This window comes from Microcystis sp. 49638_E5, from assembly GCF_021300285.1.
In the GTDB taxonomy this organism is placed as follows: domain Bacteria; phylum Cyanobacteriota; class Cyanobacteriia; order Cyanobacteriales; family Microcystaceae; genus Microcystis; species Microcystis aeruginosa_C.
In genome coordinates, this window is the sequence record NZ_JAJTDH010000011.1 from 1 (window position 1) to 15,716 (window position 15,716).

Below are 15,716 nucleotides of genomic sequence, written 5' to 3' on the forward strand. Positions count from 1 at the left end.
TTTATCTAAACCTAATTTTTTAATCGTCTCTAAAATAGCCATCACATGACCATGAGGAAGACTTCTAATCACTTCAAAATGATTGGGAATGCCTTCATTCATGGACAGTGTTGCTCCTTTAAGAGCCAGTTTCAGATTGTCGATAATATCATCGGGTAATTTTGAGAGATTGGCAAGGGTTCTTTTTTTGACTTGATCTCCTTCTCGGTAGGACTCTCGAAGAAGAACAGCGGGGGGGGAATTACGGTTAGGAACTTTTTCTATATACATGGCTATCATTCTAGCAAATGGAGAGAATTCTTGTCCATTAAGAAGTGTTACAAATTACATGGGTACATTAAGAAAAGTTAAGGGGCGTATCCATTGATGGATAAGGGTTTTCGGCTATTATAGTATATATGTATGGGGGAAGTTCAGTAATAACAGAACATCAACCCGCAATCCTAAGCGCATGGCATGATTACTTTGACCCTTGAAACCGAGCCAATTGCCCATCAAGTGACCCTAACCGACGATAAATTAATAATCGACCTAGCCGACGGTCGCAGCATCACCGTTCCGCTAACATGGTACCCTCGTTTACTGCACGCCTCCCCCGCCGAGCGTCAAAATTGGCAACTCTTAGCGGATGGATGTGCTATCGAATGGCTCGATCTAGATGAGCATATTGGTATCGAAGGACTATTAGCTGGTCGGCGCAGTAGCGAGAGTTCACGCTCCCTGAATCGATGGTTAACAACTCGCAGACAAACTGTAACCGAGTAAATGGGGACAATGTTTCTGTTGTGCCACCCCAAATCCTCCATTCTTGCCCTGTAATTTATATCAAAATTTACTTAGAGCTTGCTGAATAAATCTAAAAACCTTGTTGGGTAAGACTTTTAGACTTTTGGGAAATCAAAAAGTACTGGCTATCGGAGTGATCGGGGGTAAAATTAAGGTACTTTTTCCCTGAAAATTAGGTAATTGACCGCCTGAAAATCGGTAAAACCCTACACCCCACACCCCACACCCCACACCCTAGCCCCACCAACAAACTTTTTCAGTAAACCCTATCTATCAAGGGATTTACCATACCTTACCCGAAATAATAGTGAAATTTTGTGACAAAGTGCAGCCAGATACAAGAATCTTTGCTAGATTCCCAGAAGGCTTCGGTGATAAGTCTCCTTAAAGGAAGCTCTTTGCAGTAAGCTAATCTGGCTAACACGCTTTTGGGCGTGATATGGGGGAGGATACAACCATGACTCATGAGATTTTAGGTGAATTTTTATCTTTGCCTGCTGAAGCACAGAGCCAAGTAGTCAGCCTGATCGCTTTTTTGAAACAAAAGTACATATATTCTGAACCTCTGTCTGCATCGTCAAATGTTGATTTAGTTAATGATCCCTTTGTTGGAATGTGGCGCGATCGTCAAGATTTAGATAGTACTACTTGGGTGCGAAATTTACGAGAAAGCGAGTGGTCAAAGACAAATGGCTAGTTCAACTATCGTAGATACCGACATAATCATTGATGTTGGTCGTGGTATTCCTGAAGCAGTCAATTGTCTGCAAAGGCTACAATCAAGTTCCAGATTAGCAATTAGCGTAGTTACACAAATGGAACCAATTGTTGGCTGCACTAACAAGTCAGAGTTACGGACGCTGGAAAAATTCCTTCAACAGTTTGATGTAATCAGAATTGACCAACCTATTTCAGACAAAGCGGTTGACTTACTTCGCTTGTATCGGCTAAGTCACGGTTTGCTGATTGCCGATGGCTTGATTGCAGGTACAGCAATAATATGGAATTACCCTTTTATCACCAAGAATCAACGAGACTACCGATTTATTCAAAATTTAAATGTATTACCCTACCCTTAGCGAAAAGCCTAACTAGACCGTTATGCCGCAAGTCCTCGGTGGAGGGTGTAAACAGCCGATCTTGTAGGGTGCGTTCCTTAATGTGGCTCCTACTGGTCCAGCGATCGATTTTTGGGGAACGCACCATGCACATTGATTGCATCTTTGATACCAAATCCTGTTATAATAAAACGAGATATAGGGTGCGTCCCATGCAGCCTTTACCTTTTTGAAAACACTTTCAATGATGTAGCTATGGACTGGGAAACTCGAATTACACTAAATCCCGATATTTTGGTGGGAAAACCTATCATTAAAGGAACAAGGATTGCGGTTGAATTTATCATCGATCTTCTCGCCCAAGGTTGGAGTATTGATGAAATTCTGCGAAACTACCCAGGTATTACAGTAGAAGATATTCAAGCTTGTCTTAGCTATGCTAGTGTAATGCTCAAGTCTGAGAAAGTCTATGCTATTCCTGCTTAACTGATGCGTTTTCTAGCGAACGAAAATTTCCCCCTTGATGCGGTTGAAGCCCTAGGACAAAATGGCCATGATGTCCTGTGGATTAGGGTGGAATCCCCCGGAATCTCGGACTGGGAAGTTTTAAGTCGCGCCCAAGCAGAAAATCGTATTCTCTTGACATTTGATAAAGATTTTGGAGAACTCGCCTTTCGTTCAAGGTTGCCGGCCAGTGTTGGTATTATTTTGTTTAGAATAAGAGTACCTTCTGCATCTGTAGTCGCTGAGAAAGTTGCCAAGGTTATCTCATTGCGGGATGACTGGTATGGACACTTTACAGTTATTGAAGAAGACAAAATTAGAATGAGAGACTTAACGGTGAGATCGCCGATCTTGTAGGGTACGTTCCCTAATATGGCTCCTACTGCTCCACCGATCGATTTTGGGGAACGCACCATGCACATTGATTGAAACTGTGGGTTTAAGTGCGATGCCGAAGGCACTGCGTAGCAGTACACCAATCTTATAGAGACTTAGTAGGATGGGCATTAGCTCATCCTACAGACCTGTGAGATATTATAGAGGGGTCTCCAGAAGTCAAATCGTAATCAGGAGTTAGTATATGCAAGCAATCCTTTTAAGCCGTGAAGAAGTTGCTCAACGTGCAGAGAAACTGTACGAAAGCAGAATCCGCCAAGAGGTGGAAGTTGAAGAAAACATTGGCAAGATGGTTATCATTGACATTGAAACAGGTGACTACAAAGTTGATGAAAATGGCTTACACGCTGCTGACTTATTGAGCGAGAAACACCCCCATGCTCGGCTCTTTGGGATCAAAATTGGCTACAACGTTGCTGCCGCTTTTGGTGGGGGTGTTATGGAGCGTGTAGTTAAGTGATTTCAGGTATTGTGGCTAATGGACACCCGATCATCACTATCCCATTTCGGATTCCAAATCGCGCTGACTTTCCGATTGAGTTTGTAGTAGATACAGGATTTACAGATGAGCTTTGTTTACCACCCGAAGCAGTAGCATTACTGAATCTTCCTTTCAGGTACGATATGCGTGCGAATTTAGCAGACAACAGCCAAGTAATGCTGCCTCTTCACAAAGCAATTATTATCTGGAATGGTGAGGAGCGAGAAACTCGTGTATTTGCCACAGGGCGGCGACCCCTGGTTGGAACTGCTTTATTAGATAGCCATGAACTTGTGATTCAGTTTACGGAAGGTGGGTTGGTAACGATTGATGATTTGTAGTGCGATGCCGAAGGCACTGCGTAGCAGCACGCCGATCTTGTAAGCTGCGTTCCCTGATGTGGCTCTTACTGCTCCAGCGATCGATTTTTGGGGAACGCACCATGCACATTGATTGAAACTGTGGGTTTAAGTGCGATGCTGATCTTGTAGCTTGGGTTGACGGTTGTTACCCAACTCCCTCAAAACCAAGATTAAATGCAGTAGGATAGACGTGGGATAGATTTTCTAGATTGCCGTGAGCGAAACCGTCTATATTGAAACCAGTATTTTGGGTCATCTAACCGCAAGACCAACAGAAAACCTGATTCTTGCCGCTAACATTAAGATTACACAAGACTGGTGGGATGAGTATAGTAGTTCATTGGTTCTGTATGTTTCGGAAATTGTTGAAGATGAAGCATCGAGAGGAGATTCAAAAATTGCTACTCAAAGACAGAACTTGTTACAGTCCTTGATTTTTCTCGATCTAACCGAAGAAGCGATCGCTCTAGCACAAGAATTCCTACAACAAAGCAACCTACCCCCCAAAGCGTCTAATGATGCCTTACACATGGCACTAGCAACCGTTTATGGCTTAGACTATCTACTAACATGGAATTGTAAGCACATGGCAAACGCTCAAATTCAAAGAAAGCTATCTCAAATTAGTCTTGAGCTTGGATACAGGCTGCCATTTGTTTGTACCCCTTACGAGTTCATAGGATTTAAGCTTCGAGGAGAATAACTATGTATAAAGATGAAATTGTCGAAGAAATTCATAAATATAGAGAAGAATACGCAAAATCTTTTAATTATGATCTCAAGGCAATATTTGACGATCTTAGAGAAAAGCAAATTGCCAGTGGACGTAAAGTTATTAAGCTCCCGATCAAGCGACAGTATAACAAATCACTGCACCCGACCGAGAGTGCGATCGTCTTCAGGCACTGAAAGCCGTAGGGTACGTTCCCTAATGTGACTCCTACTGCTCCACCGATCGATTTTTGCGGAACGCACCATGCACATTGATTGAAGCTGTGGGTTAAAGTGCGATGCCGCTCTGGTGGGCCCAGTTGAGGAATGTTAGCGTTGGTTAAAATAGAGGGGCAATCCTGTAGGCTAGACTGTAAGCAGCTAACTAAATCACCCCTAATTCTTGTGATAGAGATTTCCCCATGCTCCAAGCCTTGAAAGCGATTTATCATAGTGGTACGTTCATCCTTCAAACAGCTTACGATTTACCTGAAGGCACTGAGGTGGAGCTTTTTGTCAAATCACCTCAAATTATTCCCCCAAAGATTACCGATATTGCGGCTAGGCAGAATTTTTTAAGGCTGCTTGTTGAGCGAATGCAACAAAACCCCATTCCCTCTGATGCTCCCCAGTTTACGAGAGATATGTTGCATGAACGCCGTTGACACAAATGTTTTAATTTACGTCAATGATTCGCGTGATCCCGGTAAGCAGACAATCGCAGCTTCTCTAGTAGCTAATCTGACAGAGGGAGTTTTAATTTGGCAGGTTGCCTGCGAATATTTAGCGGCAAGCCGCAAACTTGAGCCATTTGGGTATTCAGACATTGATGGGCTGAAAATTGTCAATCCTTTCAAGAGTCCCTAAACCTGCCGCCGCTCAACTTAACCGTTCCCATACCCTGCTCCCACCAAAAACTTTTTCCCTATGAGGGCAAAGATTCGCCAATAGACTGGACAAGAACCTCTAGATGGGCGCGGCTATGGGTGGCCATGGCAGTAAACCGCAGACGACTGGTGGGAACGGTAGGAGGACGAATTGCGGGGGCAAAAATGCCTTTTTCTAGCAGTTTTTGCGATAATTCTAGGGCTTGACCCGGATTGGCTACCGGTAAACATAAAATCGCCGCTTCCGAAGGCAATATATTAAAATTATTTAAGTTACTCTTGACAAAATTAATATTTTGGTGTAGGCGTTGGCGACGTTCCGGTTCCAGATGAATAATCTCTAGAGCCATTCTAGCGGCGGCGGTGTCGGCGGGGGATAAACCGGTAGTATAAATCCAAGTAGCGGCGCGATTGCGGATAAAATCGATAATTTTGGCGTTTCCGGTCACATATCCCCCTAAACTGCCCAAAGCTTTACTCAGGGTTCCCATCTGAATTAATTCCCGTCCCTGACAACCACAATATTCCACGCAACCTGTGCCATTTTCCCCCATAACCCCGGTAGCGTGGGCCTCATCCACCAAAACCATACAATTATAAATCTCGGCTAGAGCGAGAATTCCCGCTAGGGGACAGATATCCCCATCCATACTAAACACTGTATCGGTGAGCAGTAAACAATGACGATAGTGATGGCGGTGGGCTAATAACTGATTTTCTAAATCTTCGAGACTATTGTGCCGGTATTCTTTCACCGTGGCACCGCTTAACTTGGCTCCATTTTTCAGGCTAGAGTGATTGTACTGATCGCCTAAAATCAGGTCTTTCTGCCCGACTAAACAGGTAATTGTCCCCAAATTGGCTAAATATCCCGAACTAAAAACGATCGCGTCTTCGCTATTTTTAAAAGATGCGATCGCTAATTCTAAGTCTCGATGAAGATCTCGGTGTCCACTTAATAGACGCGAACCGGTGCTTCCAGTTCCATAGCGTTGTGTGGCTGCTATGGCTGCCGCGATCATTCTTTCATCGGCTGCTAATCCCAGATAATCATTACTGGCAAAATTAATCAGCGATCGACCCTCTAATTCTATAACGGCTCCGCCCTGGCCTTGAATGGTTTTAACCCTTCGATACCAATTGGCCCGATGGAGGGTTTTTAAGCTATCCTCGATCCAAGAATAAGGATGATTCATAGGCGATTTGTCAATACATAGTCAGATTGTTGCCGAAAAAGGCTCTTTTAAGGGTTAATAGTTTCGTAAAAACGACAATCTTGACAGGGACCAGAGGGGTTAATCGCACAGCGTAACAGTTCGGATCTGGCGTTAAAACGACAACTAGCATCCCCCATCACCCAACGTCCTTCAATCAAACTTTTTTCGTTAGGAGTGGGAGCAGTTTGTACATAAAGGGAAATTTTGCGTAAACAATAGCCACCAATCTTGTATTGATACTGGTGGTGACGTTCCAAAACCGCATAGGTTTGTCCTTTTAAGGCCAAATAATTACCCGGTTGTGGCATCCAATCCAATTGGATCTCTCCCAAACTTTGCCGTGGATGGGTTAGAATAACCTCCGTTAGTAATGAATCTTGCTCCATGATTATCCCTGTATTCTGGGCTACCTTTGCTCAATGGTAGCCTAGATCTCTGGCTCTCTTATTCTTTGTGTGATAAGTTTAACTTATATAATAGCGATCAATCTTTGTGTCCTTTGTGTCTCTGTGGTTCGTTCCACTCACTCTAGAATTGCCAATTTCCCGATTAGAGTAGAAGATAAACAGCAGGATTTTTCCGAGAATTTAGTTTATGGTTTACCCCATCCCGCCTGAAGATAATCTACCGCAAAAATTTCCGAAAATTCCCTTAGATCGTCGGGCCTATGCTTTCCTGATCGACTTTGCCTCGATCTGGTTTTTAAGCTCCTTTGCTAATAGTGCGCCTGTACTGCAATTCTTCCTTTTTCTGCTGATCTGGTGGTGTTTGCGGGTGTTATTGGTAGCGCAGAATCAGGGTCAGAGTTTAGGACGTTGGGCCTTGGATATGAAGGTCATCGATCTGCGACTTCAGCGTTTACCCGGAATTTTGGAGTTAAGCAAACGAGAGGCGATCGCTGGTGGCGGGGCAGCTTTAATGATGGTAGGGTTAAATACTTTTTTTGGCAATCCTTTAAGTTTGATTTTATTATCTTCGCCCCTTTTCGCCGATTGTGGTATGGCGATCGGTGATGAGCAATTGAACCGAGCTTTCCACGATCGCATCGGTGGCACGATTGTTATTCCCACCCGTCGGGGTTTTTCTCTCGATCTACGTTTAAGAAGGCTTTGGTATCAAGTTAAGGGCAGAATGAGAAGATAAATACCGGTTATTCAGGAGACAGGAGACGGGAGACAGGAGATTGCTTTTATTTATTCTCCCCACCCCCCAATTCATAATTCATAATTCATAATTCATAATTCATAATTCCCACTTCCCCACACCCCAACATCTAACTGATCACTGAAAAAGGCGGGATCGGCCGGGATCGAACCGGCGGCCTAGTGCTTAGGAGGCACTCGCTCTATCCAACTGAGCTACGACCCCAATTTTTTCCCTAACCATGATAAGCCATCCATGGCTAAATTGCTGATTGCCATGGATTATTTAAGGGTTTTTTGGGGGGGTAATCTCGACTAATCCAGCAGAAAACGCCTCGATACCCACTCCCTTTTTTGTTTTATGGCCGCAACCTTGGCAGTATGTTAATTTTATTTGCCCTTGAGGGCTTTTTGAAAATTCTTGCGGTAGGCGGGATTAACAGCCAACAGAAGCGGCCAGAACAGTGTTAGAGCTAAACGATTGGGTAAACTGGAACTAAAGTTAGTGCTTCTGTATCCATTCCAGAATTTCCAACCACCGACACCGTAAACAATTATTAAGAGAAAAACAACCAGTCTCATGTCATCTCATCCTTGGATTTAGACAATTCACATCTCCCATTGTAAGCTTGGGTTTTGCCGGCTTGGGAAAAGAAAATATTGTCCTGAATCGGGGGGACGGTGTTAGAATGCCGGTTAGGAACTAGCTCGATCGAGATAGGAAAACTAAAGCCATAATTTGCAAAAAATATTTAAAAACGGCGAAAAGATAGCCTTGGGAGGAAGTTATGCGAGCGGTACTAATGGCAGGTGGTTCGGGGACAAGATTACGTCCGCTTACTTGTGATCTTCCCAAACCGATGGTCCCGATTCTCAACCGTCCGATCGCCGAACATATTATTAATTTACTGCGAAAGCATGACATTACTGAAATTATCACCACTCTGCACTATCTCCCCGATGTCATGCGCGACTACTTTCAAGACGGCAGCGACTTTGGAGTAAAAATCACCTACGCTGTGGAGGAGGATCAACCCCTAGGCACCGCAGGATGTGTGAAAAATATTGCCGAATGGTTAGATGATACCTTTCTGGTGATTAGTGGCGATAGTATCACCGATTTTGACCTGCAAAAAGCGATCGCATTCCATAAAAGCAAAAACTCGAAAGCAACCCTCGTCCTGACGCGCGTTCCCAATCCGATCGAATTTGGGGTAGTGATTACCGACAAAGAAGGCAGAATTCGCCGTTTTATCGAAAAACCATCCACCAGCGAGATTTTTTCCGATACTGTCAACACCGGAACCTATATTCTTGAACCAGAAGTCCTCGATTATCTCCCTTACAAAGAAGAAGCCGACTTTTCTAAAGATTTGTTTCCGCTGCTGCTGCAAAGGGGCGAACCTATGTATGGTTATGTGGCCGATGGTTATTGGTGCGATGTCGGTCATCTGGAGGCCTACCGAGAAGCACAATACGACGCTTTATCCGGCAAAGTTAACCTAGAATTTCCCTATCGAGAAAAATCCCCCGGGGTGTGGGTCGGTACTAATACTTATATCGATCCTAGCGCCCAGATTGAGGCCCCGGCCATGATCGGCAATCATTGCCGCATTGGTGCAAATGTTCTGATCGAGAGGGGTTCGGTTATCGGCGATAATGTCACCATCGGTGCCGGTTCCGATCTGAAACGTCCCATCCTCTGGAATGGTGTAGTGATCGGGGATGAGGTCAATTTAGCCGCTTGTACGATCGCTAGGGGAACCAGAATCGATCGACGGGCCCAGGTACACGAAGGTGCGGTGATTGGACAATTATCGATCGTGGGGGAAGAAGCGCAGATCAATTCCGGGGTAAGAGTCTGGCCGAGTAAACAGATCGAATCGGGAGCCATCCTCAATATTAACCTGATTTGGGGAAATACTGCCCATAAAAACCTCTTTGGTCAACGAGGAGTATCGGGCCTGGCTAACATCGATATCACGCCCGAATTCGCCGTTAAACTGGGGGCATCCTACGGTTCCATTCTAAAACCGGGGTCAACGGTAATCGTCTCCCGGGATCAACGTAGTGTCTCGCGCATGGTCAGTCGATCGCTGATTGCCGGTTTAATGTCCGTGGGAGTTAATATCCAAAACCTACAAGCGAATGCTTTACCGATTTCGCGGACTTTAGTGTCTAAATTAAACGTAGTCGGTGGCATTCACGTCCGTATCCATCCCGATCGCCCGGATTTTCTCTTAATCGAGTTTTTAGACGAAAAAGGGATTAATGTTTCCAAAGCGAGGGAAAAGAAAATCGAAGGGGCCTATTTCAAAGAAGATCTGCGACGGGTGGGAATGCAGGACATCGGCAGTATGTCCTATCCGGCTGATATTCTCGATAATTACCGCAAAACCTTTGAAACTCAGCTAAATGTGGAGGCTATTCGCAATAGTAGCTCCAAAATCGTCATTGATTACGCCTACGGAGTCTCAGGGGCAATTTTACCAGAATTACTGGCTAAATTTGGCTGTGATGCCGTGGTTCTCAATGCCAGTTTACGTCAGAATGCCCTTTCCATGCAGGAAAGAGAGTTACTGATCCATCAATTGGGCCATGTGGTGGAGGCCCTGAAAGCGAACTTAGGGGTACAAGTTTCGGCCAACGGGGAACAATTAGTCCTCGTCGATGAGAGTGGTTTATCGATTCGCGGGGAACAATTAACTGCTTTAATGGTGAATACAATTCTGACCGCCCATCCTCGCGGTACAGTGGTAGTGCCGGTTCATGCTTCTAGTGCCGTGGAACAGATCGCGCGTCGTCACGATGGCCGGGTGGTGCGGACAAAAGCCAGTCCTAGCGCTTTAATGGAAGGATGTCAAACTAATCCTAATGTGGTTTTGGGAGGATATGGGCAAACTGGCTTTATTTTTCCGCAATTACATCCCGGTTTCGATGCCATGTTCAGCGTGGCGAAACTTTTGGAGATGTTAACCATTCAGGAACGTTCTCTAGCTCAGGTGCGGGCCGAGTTACCGCGCATTTACAATAAGAATACGGCGGTGCGTTGTCCTTGGAAAGTAAAGGGATCCTTGATGCGCTATCTGGTGGAGACTCACGCTACCGATAATCTAGAGTTGATCGATGGGGTGAAGGTGATTAATCCCCTTAATGATGACTGGGTGTTGATTTTACCCGATGCTGGAGAACCTTTAGTGCATATCTATGCTAACAGTGAGCAGCGGGAATGGGTCGATCGGACAATTAAAGAATATCGTCATCGTGTGCAGTATTTCGTCGAACATTACCAGGGCGAAATAGTGATGATTTAAGAGTTTTCTGCCCTATTAGCCCCGAAACTTGACTATGATGACTTTTTTGACCTAAAAGGTGGCGTAGCCCTGTAGATGCTCATTTTTCCCGCAAAAGCAAGGCGATTCGATCGGCCGCTGCCTCACCGGTGCGGATCGCTCCCTCAAAAAATCCCGGCCAGCGATCGGCCATTTCTGTGCCGGCCCAGTGAATCGGTCCGACGGGAGTAAAAAGAGCCTCGCCGAAACTTGTCCAGACTCCGGGGGGCATAAAAGCGGAATATGCGCCACCAGTCCAGGGATCCCCGGGCCAATCCACCTCATCGTAACTGATCGGGAAAAGTGCCTCTTGACCGAAATAAATAGCTAAATCCGAGAGAACGGCGGCACGACGCGCTGGGCCACTCATGGAGCGCCAACGGTTATAGCGATCGCCAACCACAAAGGTGGCGATTACCCCGACACCGGTTTCGGGATCGGAACTATCAGCACAGAGTTCCAACCATTGACAATTCCCTTGAGCAACTCCCGCTAGTCCCTGTTTTCGCCAGAAAGGTTGCTCATAGGAAATGAGGATTTTAGCGCAGCATCCCATCGGTACTCGTTGGGTTAGTTGTTCTCGCTGGGGTGGTAGCGGGGGATGATAAATAATGCGGCCGGCAAGATGGGGTGGCATGGCAATGATGGCAAATTTGGCGGTAAAAGTATTCTGGCTGGTTTCTACGGTCACGCCGGCCGAGTCATAATTAAGGCGAAAAACCGGTTCCCCCAGTCGAATTCGCTCTCCTAATTCCGCCGCGATCTTGTCGGGAATTTGTCCGGCTCCGCCATGGATCAGTTCGGCTTCTGGATGTTCGGCCTGAGGGGCGCAATTTTGTCCCCAAAGAACGTGCAGCAGTGAGACTTGGTTGGGTTCGGCTGGTCCGAGAAACCCCACTGCACGGGCCATATAAGCAAAATACCATTGACCAAAATCTGTGCTGGTGTTTTCTTCAATCCACTGGGCAAAAGTTTTACTGTCTAGTTTTTTGGTGTGATCGTTGCTTTGGGGATAACCTGAAGGTAGGGTTTTGGCTAGTTCTTGAAAACGCGCCCATGCTGACATCGCATCTTGCCATTCTGCCGCGCCGATATCGGGTACTTCTCCCTCGTGGAAACCTTGAAAAAAACCATTGAATTCATAGCGTTTGTTGTTGAACACTAGGACGGTTTTTCCCTGATTGGGAGAGGGAAAACGACGTATTTTATACTCATCAAGGAGGGCTAAAAAACGCTCTTGGGTTGGACCGACCCACTGACCACCTCGATCGATCCACTGTCCGGAGGGGAGATATTGTCCAGACATTCTGCCACCGTAACGATTTCGCGCTTCGATTACCAGAACTTGATGACCTTGCCTCTGGAGATTCCGCGCGGCGATTAATCCTGCTAATCCCGCCCCGATCACGATACACTCATAGTTAGTCAATTGGAGATTGGTCATGATTTTAGCCCCACAGAATACCTGATAATTAACAATTATTATTCTCCCCGATTTTTGCCTTAGTTTCTCTATCCATTGGCTCTTTTGATTAAATTATCTGCTGCTATCAATGTTTGATCTTCTTAGCGATCGCTTAAGCCAACACCTAGAACAAATTGTCCGAGAAAGAAACCCTTTTTTCTCTAGTCAAGGACATTTTTATGTGCGAGAATACCTGCGGCAAGAGTTAGGCAATTGGGGAAAAGTTGAATCACATTTTTTCCATTTTCAGGGAAAAAATTACGAAAATTTAATCTTGGATTTGCCTAACAACAGTCAAAAACCTCCGATTTTAATTGGCGCTCATTATGACACGGTGCCGGGGTCGCCGGGGGCCGACGATAACGCCACGGGATTAGCGGTATTATTAGAATTAGCGAGGTTTTTTGGGGAGAATCAGGCTAATTATCCAATTCGTTTAATTGCCTTCGATCTAGAAGAATACGGATTACTGGGGAGCATTGCCTACGCAGAAAAATTAAAACAAACTAAGCAGGATTTAAGGTTAATGTTATCCTTAGAAATGCTCGGTTACTGTGATAAAAATCCCCATTCTCAAAAATATCCGGCTTTTCTAGAACATTTTTACCCCAACACCGGGGATTTTATCGCTTTGATTGGCAATCTCAAAACCCGCAAGGATTTAAATTTTCTCAGTCGAGTCCTGCGGGAAAATCAGACTCCCTGCGAGTGGTTGCCGGTAATTTTTGGAGGTTATATCGTCCCCGATACTCGACGCAGCGATCATTCTCCCTTTTGGAGTCGCGGTTATTCGGCAATTATGGTGACAGATACGGCTAATATGCGTAATCCCTATTATCATAGTTCTCGGGATACAATCGCTACTTTAGACTTAAATTTCCTAACACGAGTGTGTCAAGGTCTCTGTTTTGGATTGCAATCTTTACCGATAAGATAAAAGTTAGCGTTAGCGTAACGCACCAATCCCAGTGAGAAACCCAACATTATTGACGACATTGGTGTGGTTGGGTTTCGCTCAAGCGTCGCTAATATTTGACAGACAAAAGTTATTATTGCTCAACCCAACCTACTGCTTAAGTCACTTGTCTTGGCAAAATTAAAGTCTATCCCGTGTTTTTCCCTATCAATGTTGTTCTTTCGATCATCTCACTCAAACTGGATTTTTTGTACTTCACCGCCGAACAATTTTTAAAAATTCCCTTGGTGTAACGATCTCTGTTTTCCCATAGCGTTGCAGTATAAGCAAATCATTGTCACCAGTAATGAGATAGCGTGCTTCCCCACTGGTTGCCAGATTTAGGAATTTGTTATCGTCTCGATCTCGGCAAATTTCAGTGTGGTCAGTAGGTCTAATCAGCAGCGAAATTTCCAAAATTCTTACTAGCAGTTGTCGGCGCTGCTCCAGTGTAATGTACCTCTCGAACTTTGGGAGAAGAAGTTTTGTGACCAACTCGCATATAGTTGCGGGACTTTGCAGAATAATAAAGTTATTAATCGCGTATTCTACAGCCAAAGCTGGTGTTGTCGTACTGCTTAAGGCGAAGCTTATCAAGACGTTCGTATCGATAACTATGGGTTCACGATTCATCTACTAAAAGCTCTTCCAACTTCTCATCAGTCAATCCCTGACTCTTGGCATAAGCACGAATTTCATTCACCACTTCCATCAAGGCTTGGGTGGTTTCTTCCTGTTCGTTTCCCGTCATCTCATGATTCTCGATGGTGAAATCGACACACGCATGAGCGGACAAACCTAACTGCTCGATCGCTGTGGGGATCTCGCTAATTTTAACGTTTCGGATCGTTGCTTTCATATTTTCAAAGTAGCACAAATACAAACTTAAAACAACCCTCTCATTACTTTTTGCTCGGTTTCCTTCTTAATCTTGAGTGTAGTGGATTGTTTCAGCTAATTTGGTGTATTAGAAAAATGCTATAAATTCTATAATCTAAGACTTTAAGCCGAAATCTATTGCCCTATTTTAGCTGAAACAGTCCAGTAGGGTGCGTTAGGGTTAGCGTAACGCACCAATCCCAGTTAGAAACCCAACATTATTGACGACATTGATGCGGTTGGATTTCGCTCAAGCGTCGCTAATAGTAGTATCCTAACATCGGCAACAGATAAACCTCCGTCAAGCATCTGTAACCATTGCTGGTTTTTTTCTCCGAATCACCCATAATCTTATTTTAACCGTTCAGGGGGCGGTTATCAAGTAGCCATTAGTTTTGTAATGGGGATTTATGTCCCGCTCCAAAAACTTTTCGTCTTAAGGCGAGGTTTTAGACCCGATTTTTTCGATAAAAGCAGACCACGGGGGAATTTTTCACAGCACTAAAGCTCTGCAAGAATTATCACTTTAAGCGGTGACATTTTCTGTTTCTGCTGGTTTAATTTCCTGCATTTCTACTTTAATTAAACTCACTCTAGCACGATAAAGTAGTTTTTCCCCATGACGATAGCCCCGATAACGAACTAAAACGGGTGTACCTATTTCTGCTTGACCATCGATCAATTGATGGATTTGCGGATCGTAACTAACATGATCACCGACACTGTGAATTGGTTGCACTCCCCAGCGCTGCAGTAACTGCATAATCGGTTTAACTAGGGAGAGGATTTTGACGGCTGCTAGGTCGGGATTTTTGCGGGCAACGGCCTCGGCCGTGGGCCATTGAACTAACCAAGATTCGATCGCTTCGATGCTTTGACGTTGAAATTCTTCGGCTAATTCTTCTTTTTGCTGGTCTAATTTTTGCTGTAAATTTTGATACTCTTGTTCGAGAATTTTTAATTCCCCTGAACGATCCTCTGTCCCCATCGTCGGGATTTGAAAATGAGCGAGGAGATCGCTAACTGGCAGCTGCAGCGCATTAGCTAATTTCACCAAAGATTCAGAGGATAATTTGGCGATTAAACCATGGCGAACTCTCTGCAATTGCCAAGAAGATAGACCCGATAACTTACTCAATTCTTCTAGGTTTTTACAGCCAATTTCTGCCATTAACTGCTCTAATTTTTGCCGATGATATTTATATAAGGACTCATTCATGGGACTTCTCAGCTTAAGCGATGTGTTTAGCTAAAACGGATTTAGGAGCGCGACGAACTCGACAGAGAATTGTTTCTTTACCGAGACGCTGATGAGCGGCAAAGCGATGGCAACCGGAAAAACCGTAGTATTGACCATCCACCTCCAAAACATCGATCGGTTCTCGCAATCCCTCCTCAGCGATCGATTGCATCAACTGATTAACTTTTTCGGGATCGGTTTGTCGCGGTAAAGGACGACGAATTTGGGACAGAGGAATGTTTTTAATTTCCATACTGTCTTCACTATAGCACATTTAGGCTAAACTGAAGATAAGTTGACT

Annotated in this window: 23 protein-coding genes and 1 tRNA gene; 14 read left to right on the top strand and 10 right to left on the bottom strand. The window is 44.7% G+C overall.

Features of this window, described 5'->3' with window-relative positions; genetic code table 11:
- The coding region (locus LW728_RS04805; RefSeq protein ID WP_502845970.1) for an IS1634 family transposase N-terminal domain-related protein at positions 1–270 on the bottom strand (270 nt) is incomplete at its 3' end.
- Between the two features lie 186 nt (positions 271–456).
- Between LW728_RS04805 and LW728_RS04810 the strand changes: the two genes are divergently transcribed.
- The 11 genes from LW728_RS04810 (at position 457) to LW728_RS04860 (ending at position 5,165) form a co-directional block, all read left to right on the top strand.
- Positions 457–765: a DUF2442 domain-containing protein gene (locus LW728_RS04810; RefSeq protein ID WP_002752921.1), complete on the top strand. Its 309-nt coding sequence runs from the start codon at positions 457–459 to the stop codon at positions 763–765.
- A 478-nt stretch (positions 766–1,243) separates the two neighbouring features.
- A complete protein-coding gene (locus tag LW728_RS04815; protein ID WP_002739406.1) occupies positions 1,244–1,483 on the top strand; it encodes a hypothetical protein in 240 nt (79 codons plus the stop codon).
- The gene (locus tag LW728_RS04820; protein WP_287765478.1) at positions 1,476–1,865 is read left to right on the top strand and encodes a type II toxin-antitoxin system VapC family toxin; all 390 of its coding nucleotides are present in this window, start codon (positions 1,476–1,478) and stop codon (positions 1,863–1,865) included. Before LW728_RS04815 ends, LW728_RS04820 begins: the two co-directional genes overlap by 8 nt.
- A 234-nt stretch (positions 1,866–2,099) precedes the next feature.
- Entirely contained in the window at positions 2,100–2,330 is a 231-nt protein-coding gene (locus LW728_RS04825; protein WP_002779924.1) for a DUF433 domain-containing protein, read from the top strand.
- 3 nt (positions 2,331–2,333) lie between these two features.
- Complete coding sequence (locus LW728_RS04830; RefSeq protein ID WP_287765481.1) at positions 2,334–2,705, top strand: DUF5615 family PIN-like protein; 372 nt, start codon at positions 2,334–2,336, stop codon at positions 2,703–2,705.
- Between the two features lie 223 nt (positions 2,706–2,928).
- Positions 2,929–3,204, top strand: a complete 276-nt coding sequence (locus tag LW728_RS04835; protein WP_002739245.1) for a hypothetical protein — start codon at positions 2,929–2,931, stop codon at positions 3,202–3,204.
- Complete coding sequence (locus LW728_RS04840) at positions 3,201–3,566, top strand: clan AA aspartic protease (RefSeq protein ID WP_008205585.1); 366 nt, start codon at positions 3,201–3,203, stop codon at positions 3,564–3,566. Before LW728_RS04835 ends, LW728_RS04840 begins: the two co-directional genes overlap by 4 nt.
- A 235-nt stretch (positions 3,567–3,801) precedes the next feature.
- The gene (locus tag LW728_RS04845; RefSeq protein WP_002770872.1) at positions 3,802–4,290 is read left to right on the top strand and encodes a type II toxin-antitoxin system VapC family toxin; all 489 of its coding nucleotides are present in this window, start codon (positions 3,802–3,804) and stop codon (positions 4,288–4,290) included.
- A 2-nt stretch (positions 4,291–4,292) separates the two neighbouring features.
- Positions 4,293–4,496 carry a hypothetical protein gene (locus LW728_RS04850; RefSeq protein WP_004163655.1) on the top strand — a complete coding sequence of 68 codons (204 nt, stop codon included), beginning with the start codon at positions 4,293–4,295 and terminating at the stop codon, positions 4,494–4,496.
- A gap of 224 nt (positions 4,497–4,720) precedes the next feature.
- Entirely contained in the window at positions 4,721–4,963 is a 243-nt protein-coding gene (locus tag LW728_RS04855) for an antitoxin family protein (RefSeq protein WP_287665863.1), read from the top strand.
- A complete protein-coding gene (locus LW728_RS04860) occupies positions 4,950–5,165 on the top strand; it encodes a PIN domain-containing protein (RefSeq protein ID WP_004163657.1) in 216 nt (71 codons plus the stop codon). The genes LW728_RS04855 and LW728_RS04860 overlap by 14 nt, the downstream gene beginning before the upstream one ends.
- A 58-nt stretch (positions 5,166–5,223) precedes the next feature.
- Here the strand turns inward: LW728_RS04860 and bioF are convergent, their stop codons facing one another.
- On the bottom strand, positions 5,224–6,381 hold the full coding sequence (gene bioF / locus LW728_RS04865; protein WP_287765483.1) for an 8-amino-7-oxononanoate synthase: 1,158 nt from the start codon (positions 6,379–6,381) through the stop codon (positions 5,224–5,226).
- A 47-nt stretch (positions 6,382–6,428) separates the two neighbouring features.
- Positions 6,429–6,788, bottom strand: coding sequence for a DUF6464 family protein (locus LW728_RS04870; RefSeq protein WP_002765174.1), 360 nt, complete (start codon positions 6,786–6,788; stop codon positions 6,429–6,431).
- 208 nt (positions 6,789–6,996) lie between these two features.
- Between LW728_RS04870 and LW728_RS04880 the strand changes: the two genes are divergently transcribed.
- A complete protein-coding gene (locus LW728_RS04880; protein ID WP_108935332.1) occupies positions 6,997–7,545 on the top strand; it encodes an RDD family protein in 549 nt (182 codons plus the stop codon).
- Positions 7,546–7,696: 151 nt separating this feature from the next.
- On the opposite strand, the gene LW728_RS04885 is transcribed toward LW728_RS04880, so the two are convergent.
- Together LW728_RS04885 and LW728_RS04890 are read right to left on the bottom strand one after the other, a co-directional pair.
- A tRNA-Arg gene (locus LW728_RS04885) sits at positions 7,697–7,770 on the bottom strand.
- Positions 7,771–7,934: 164 nt separating this feature from the next.
- On the bottom strand, positions 7,935–8,126 hold the full coding sequence (locus tag LW728_RS04890) for a hypothetical protein (protein WP_039899592.1): 192 nt from the start codon (positions 8,124–8,126) through the stop codon (positions 7,935–7,937).
- A gap of 206 nt (positions 8,127–8,332) precedes the next feature.
- Here LW728_RS04890 and LW728_RS04895 point away from each other — a divergent pair, with 206 nt between their 5' ends.
- The gene (locus tag LW728_RS04895; protein ID WP_287765486.1) at positions 8,333–10,858 is read left to right on the top strand and encodes a mannose-1-phosphate guanyltransferase; all 2,526 of its coding nucleotides are present in this window, start codon (positions 8,333–8,335) and stop codon (positions 10,856–10,858) included.
- A gap of 79 nt (positions 10,859–10,937) precedes the next feature.
- Here LW728_RS04895 and LW728_RS04900 read toward each other — a convergent pair whose 3' ends face one another.
- Positions 10,938–12,320 (bottom strand): flavin monoamine oxidase family protein, encoded by a 1,383-nt coding sequence (locus LW728_RS04900; RefSeq protein ID WP_004163662.1) that lies wholly within the window; start codon positions 12,318–12,320, stop codon positions 10,938–10,940.
- A 109-nt stretch (positions 12,321–12,429) separates the two neighbouring features.
- Between LW728_RS04900 and LW728_RS04905 the strand changes: the two genes are divergently transcribed.
- Entirely contained in the window at positions 12,430–13,278 is an 849-nt protein-coding gene (locus tag LW728_RS04905) for a M28 family metallopeptidase (RefSeq protein WP_287765489.1), read from the top strand.
- Positions 13,279–13,512: 234 nt separating this feature from the next.
- Here LW728_RS04905 and LW728_RS23110 read toward each other — a convergent pair whose 3' ends face one another.
- The 4 genes from LW728_RS23110 to LW728_RS04920 all read right to left on the bottom strand — a co-directional run bounded on the left by LW728_RS23110 (position 13,513) and on the right by LW728_RS04920 (position 15,689).
- Positions 13,513–13,929, bottom strand: a complete 417-nt coding sequence (locus LW728_RS23110; RefSeq protein ID WP_061433419.1) for a putative toxin-antitoxin system toxin component, PIN family — start codon at positions 13,927–13,929, stop codon at positions 13,513–13,515.
- On the bottom strand, positions 13,919–14,155 hold the full coding sequence (locus LW728_RS04910) for a hypothetical protein (RefSeq protein ID WP_002799399.1): 237 nt from the start codon (positions 14,153–14,155) through the stop codon (positions 13,919–13,921). Before LW728_RS04910 ends, LW728_RS23110 begins: the two co-directional genes overlap by 11 nt.
- Positions 14,156–14,701: 546 nt before the next feature.
- Positions 14,702–15,394 (bottom strand): helix-turn-helix domain-containing protein, encoded by a 693-nt coding sequence (locus LW728_RS04915; RefSeq protein WP_287765492.1) that lies wholly within the window; start codon positions 15,392–15,394, stop codon positions 14,702–14,704.
- 13 nt (positions 15,395–15,407) lie between these two features.
- Positions 15,408–15,689 (bottom strand): ParB N-terminal domain-containing protein, encoded by a 282-nt coding sequence (locus LW728_RS04920; RefSeq protein ID WP_004163666.1) that lies wholly within the window; start codon positions 15,687–15,689, stop codon positions 15,408–15,410.
- Positions 15,690–15,716 lie beyond the last annotated feature (27 nt).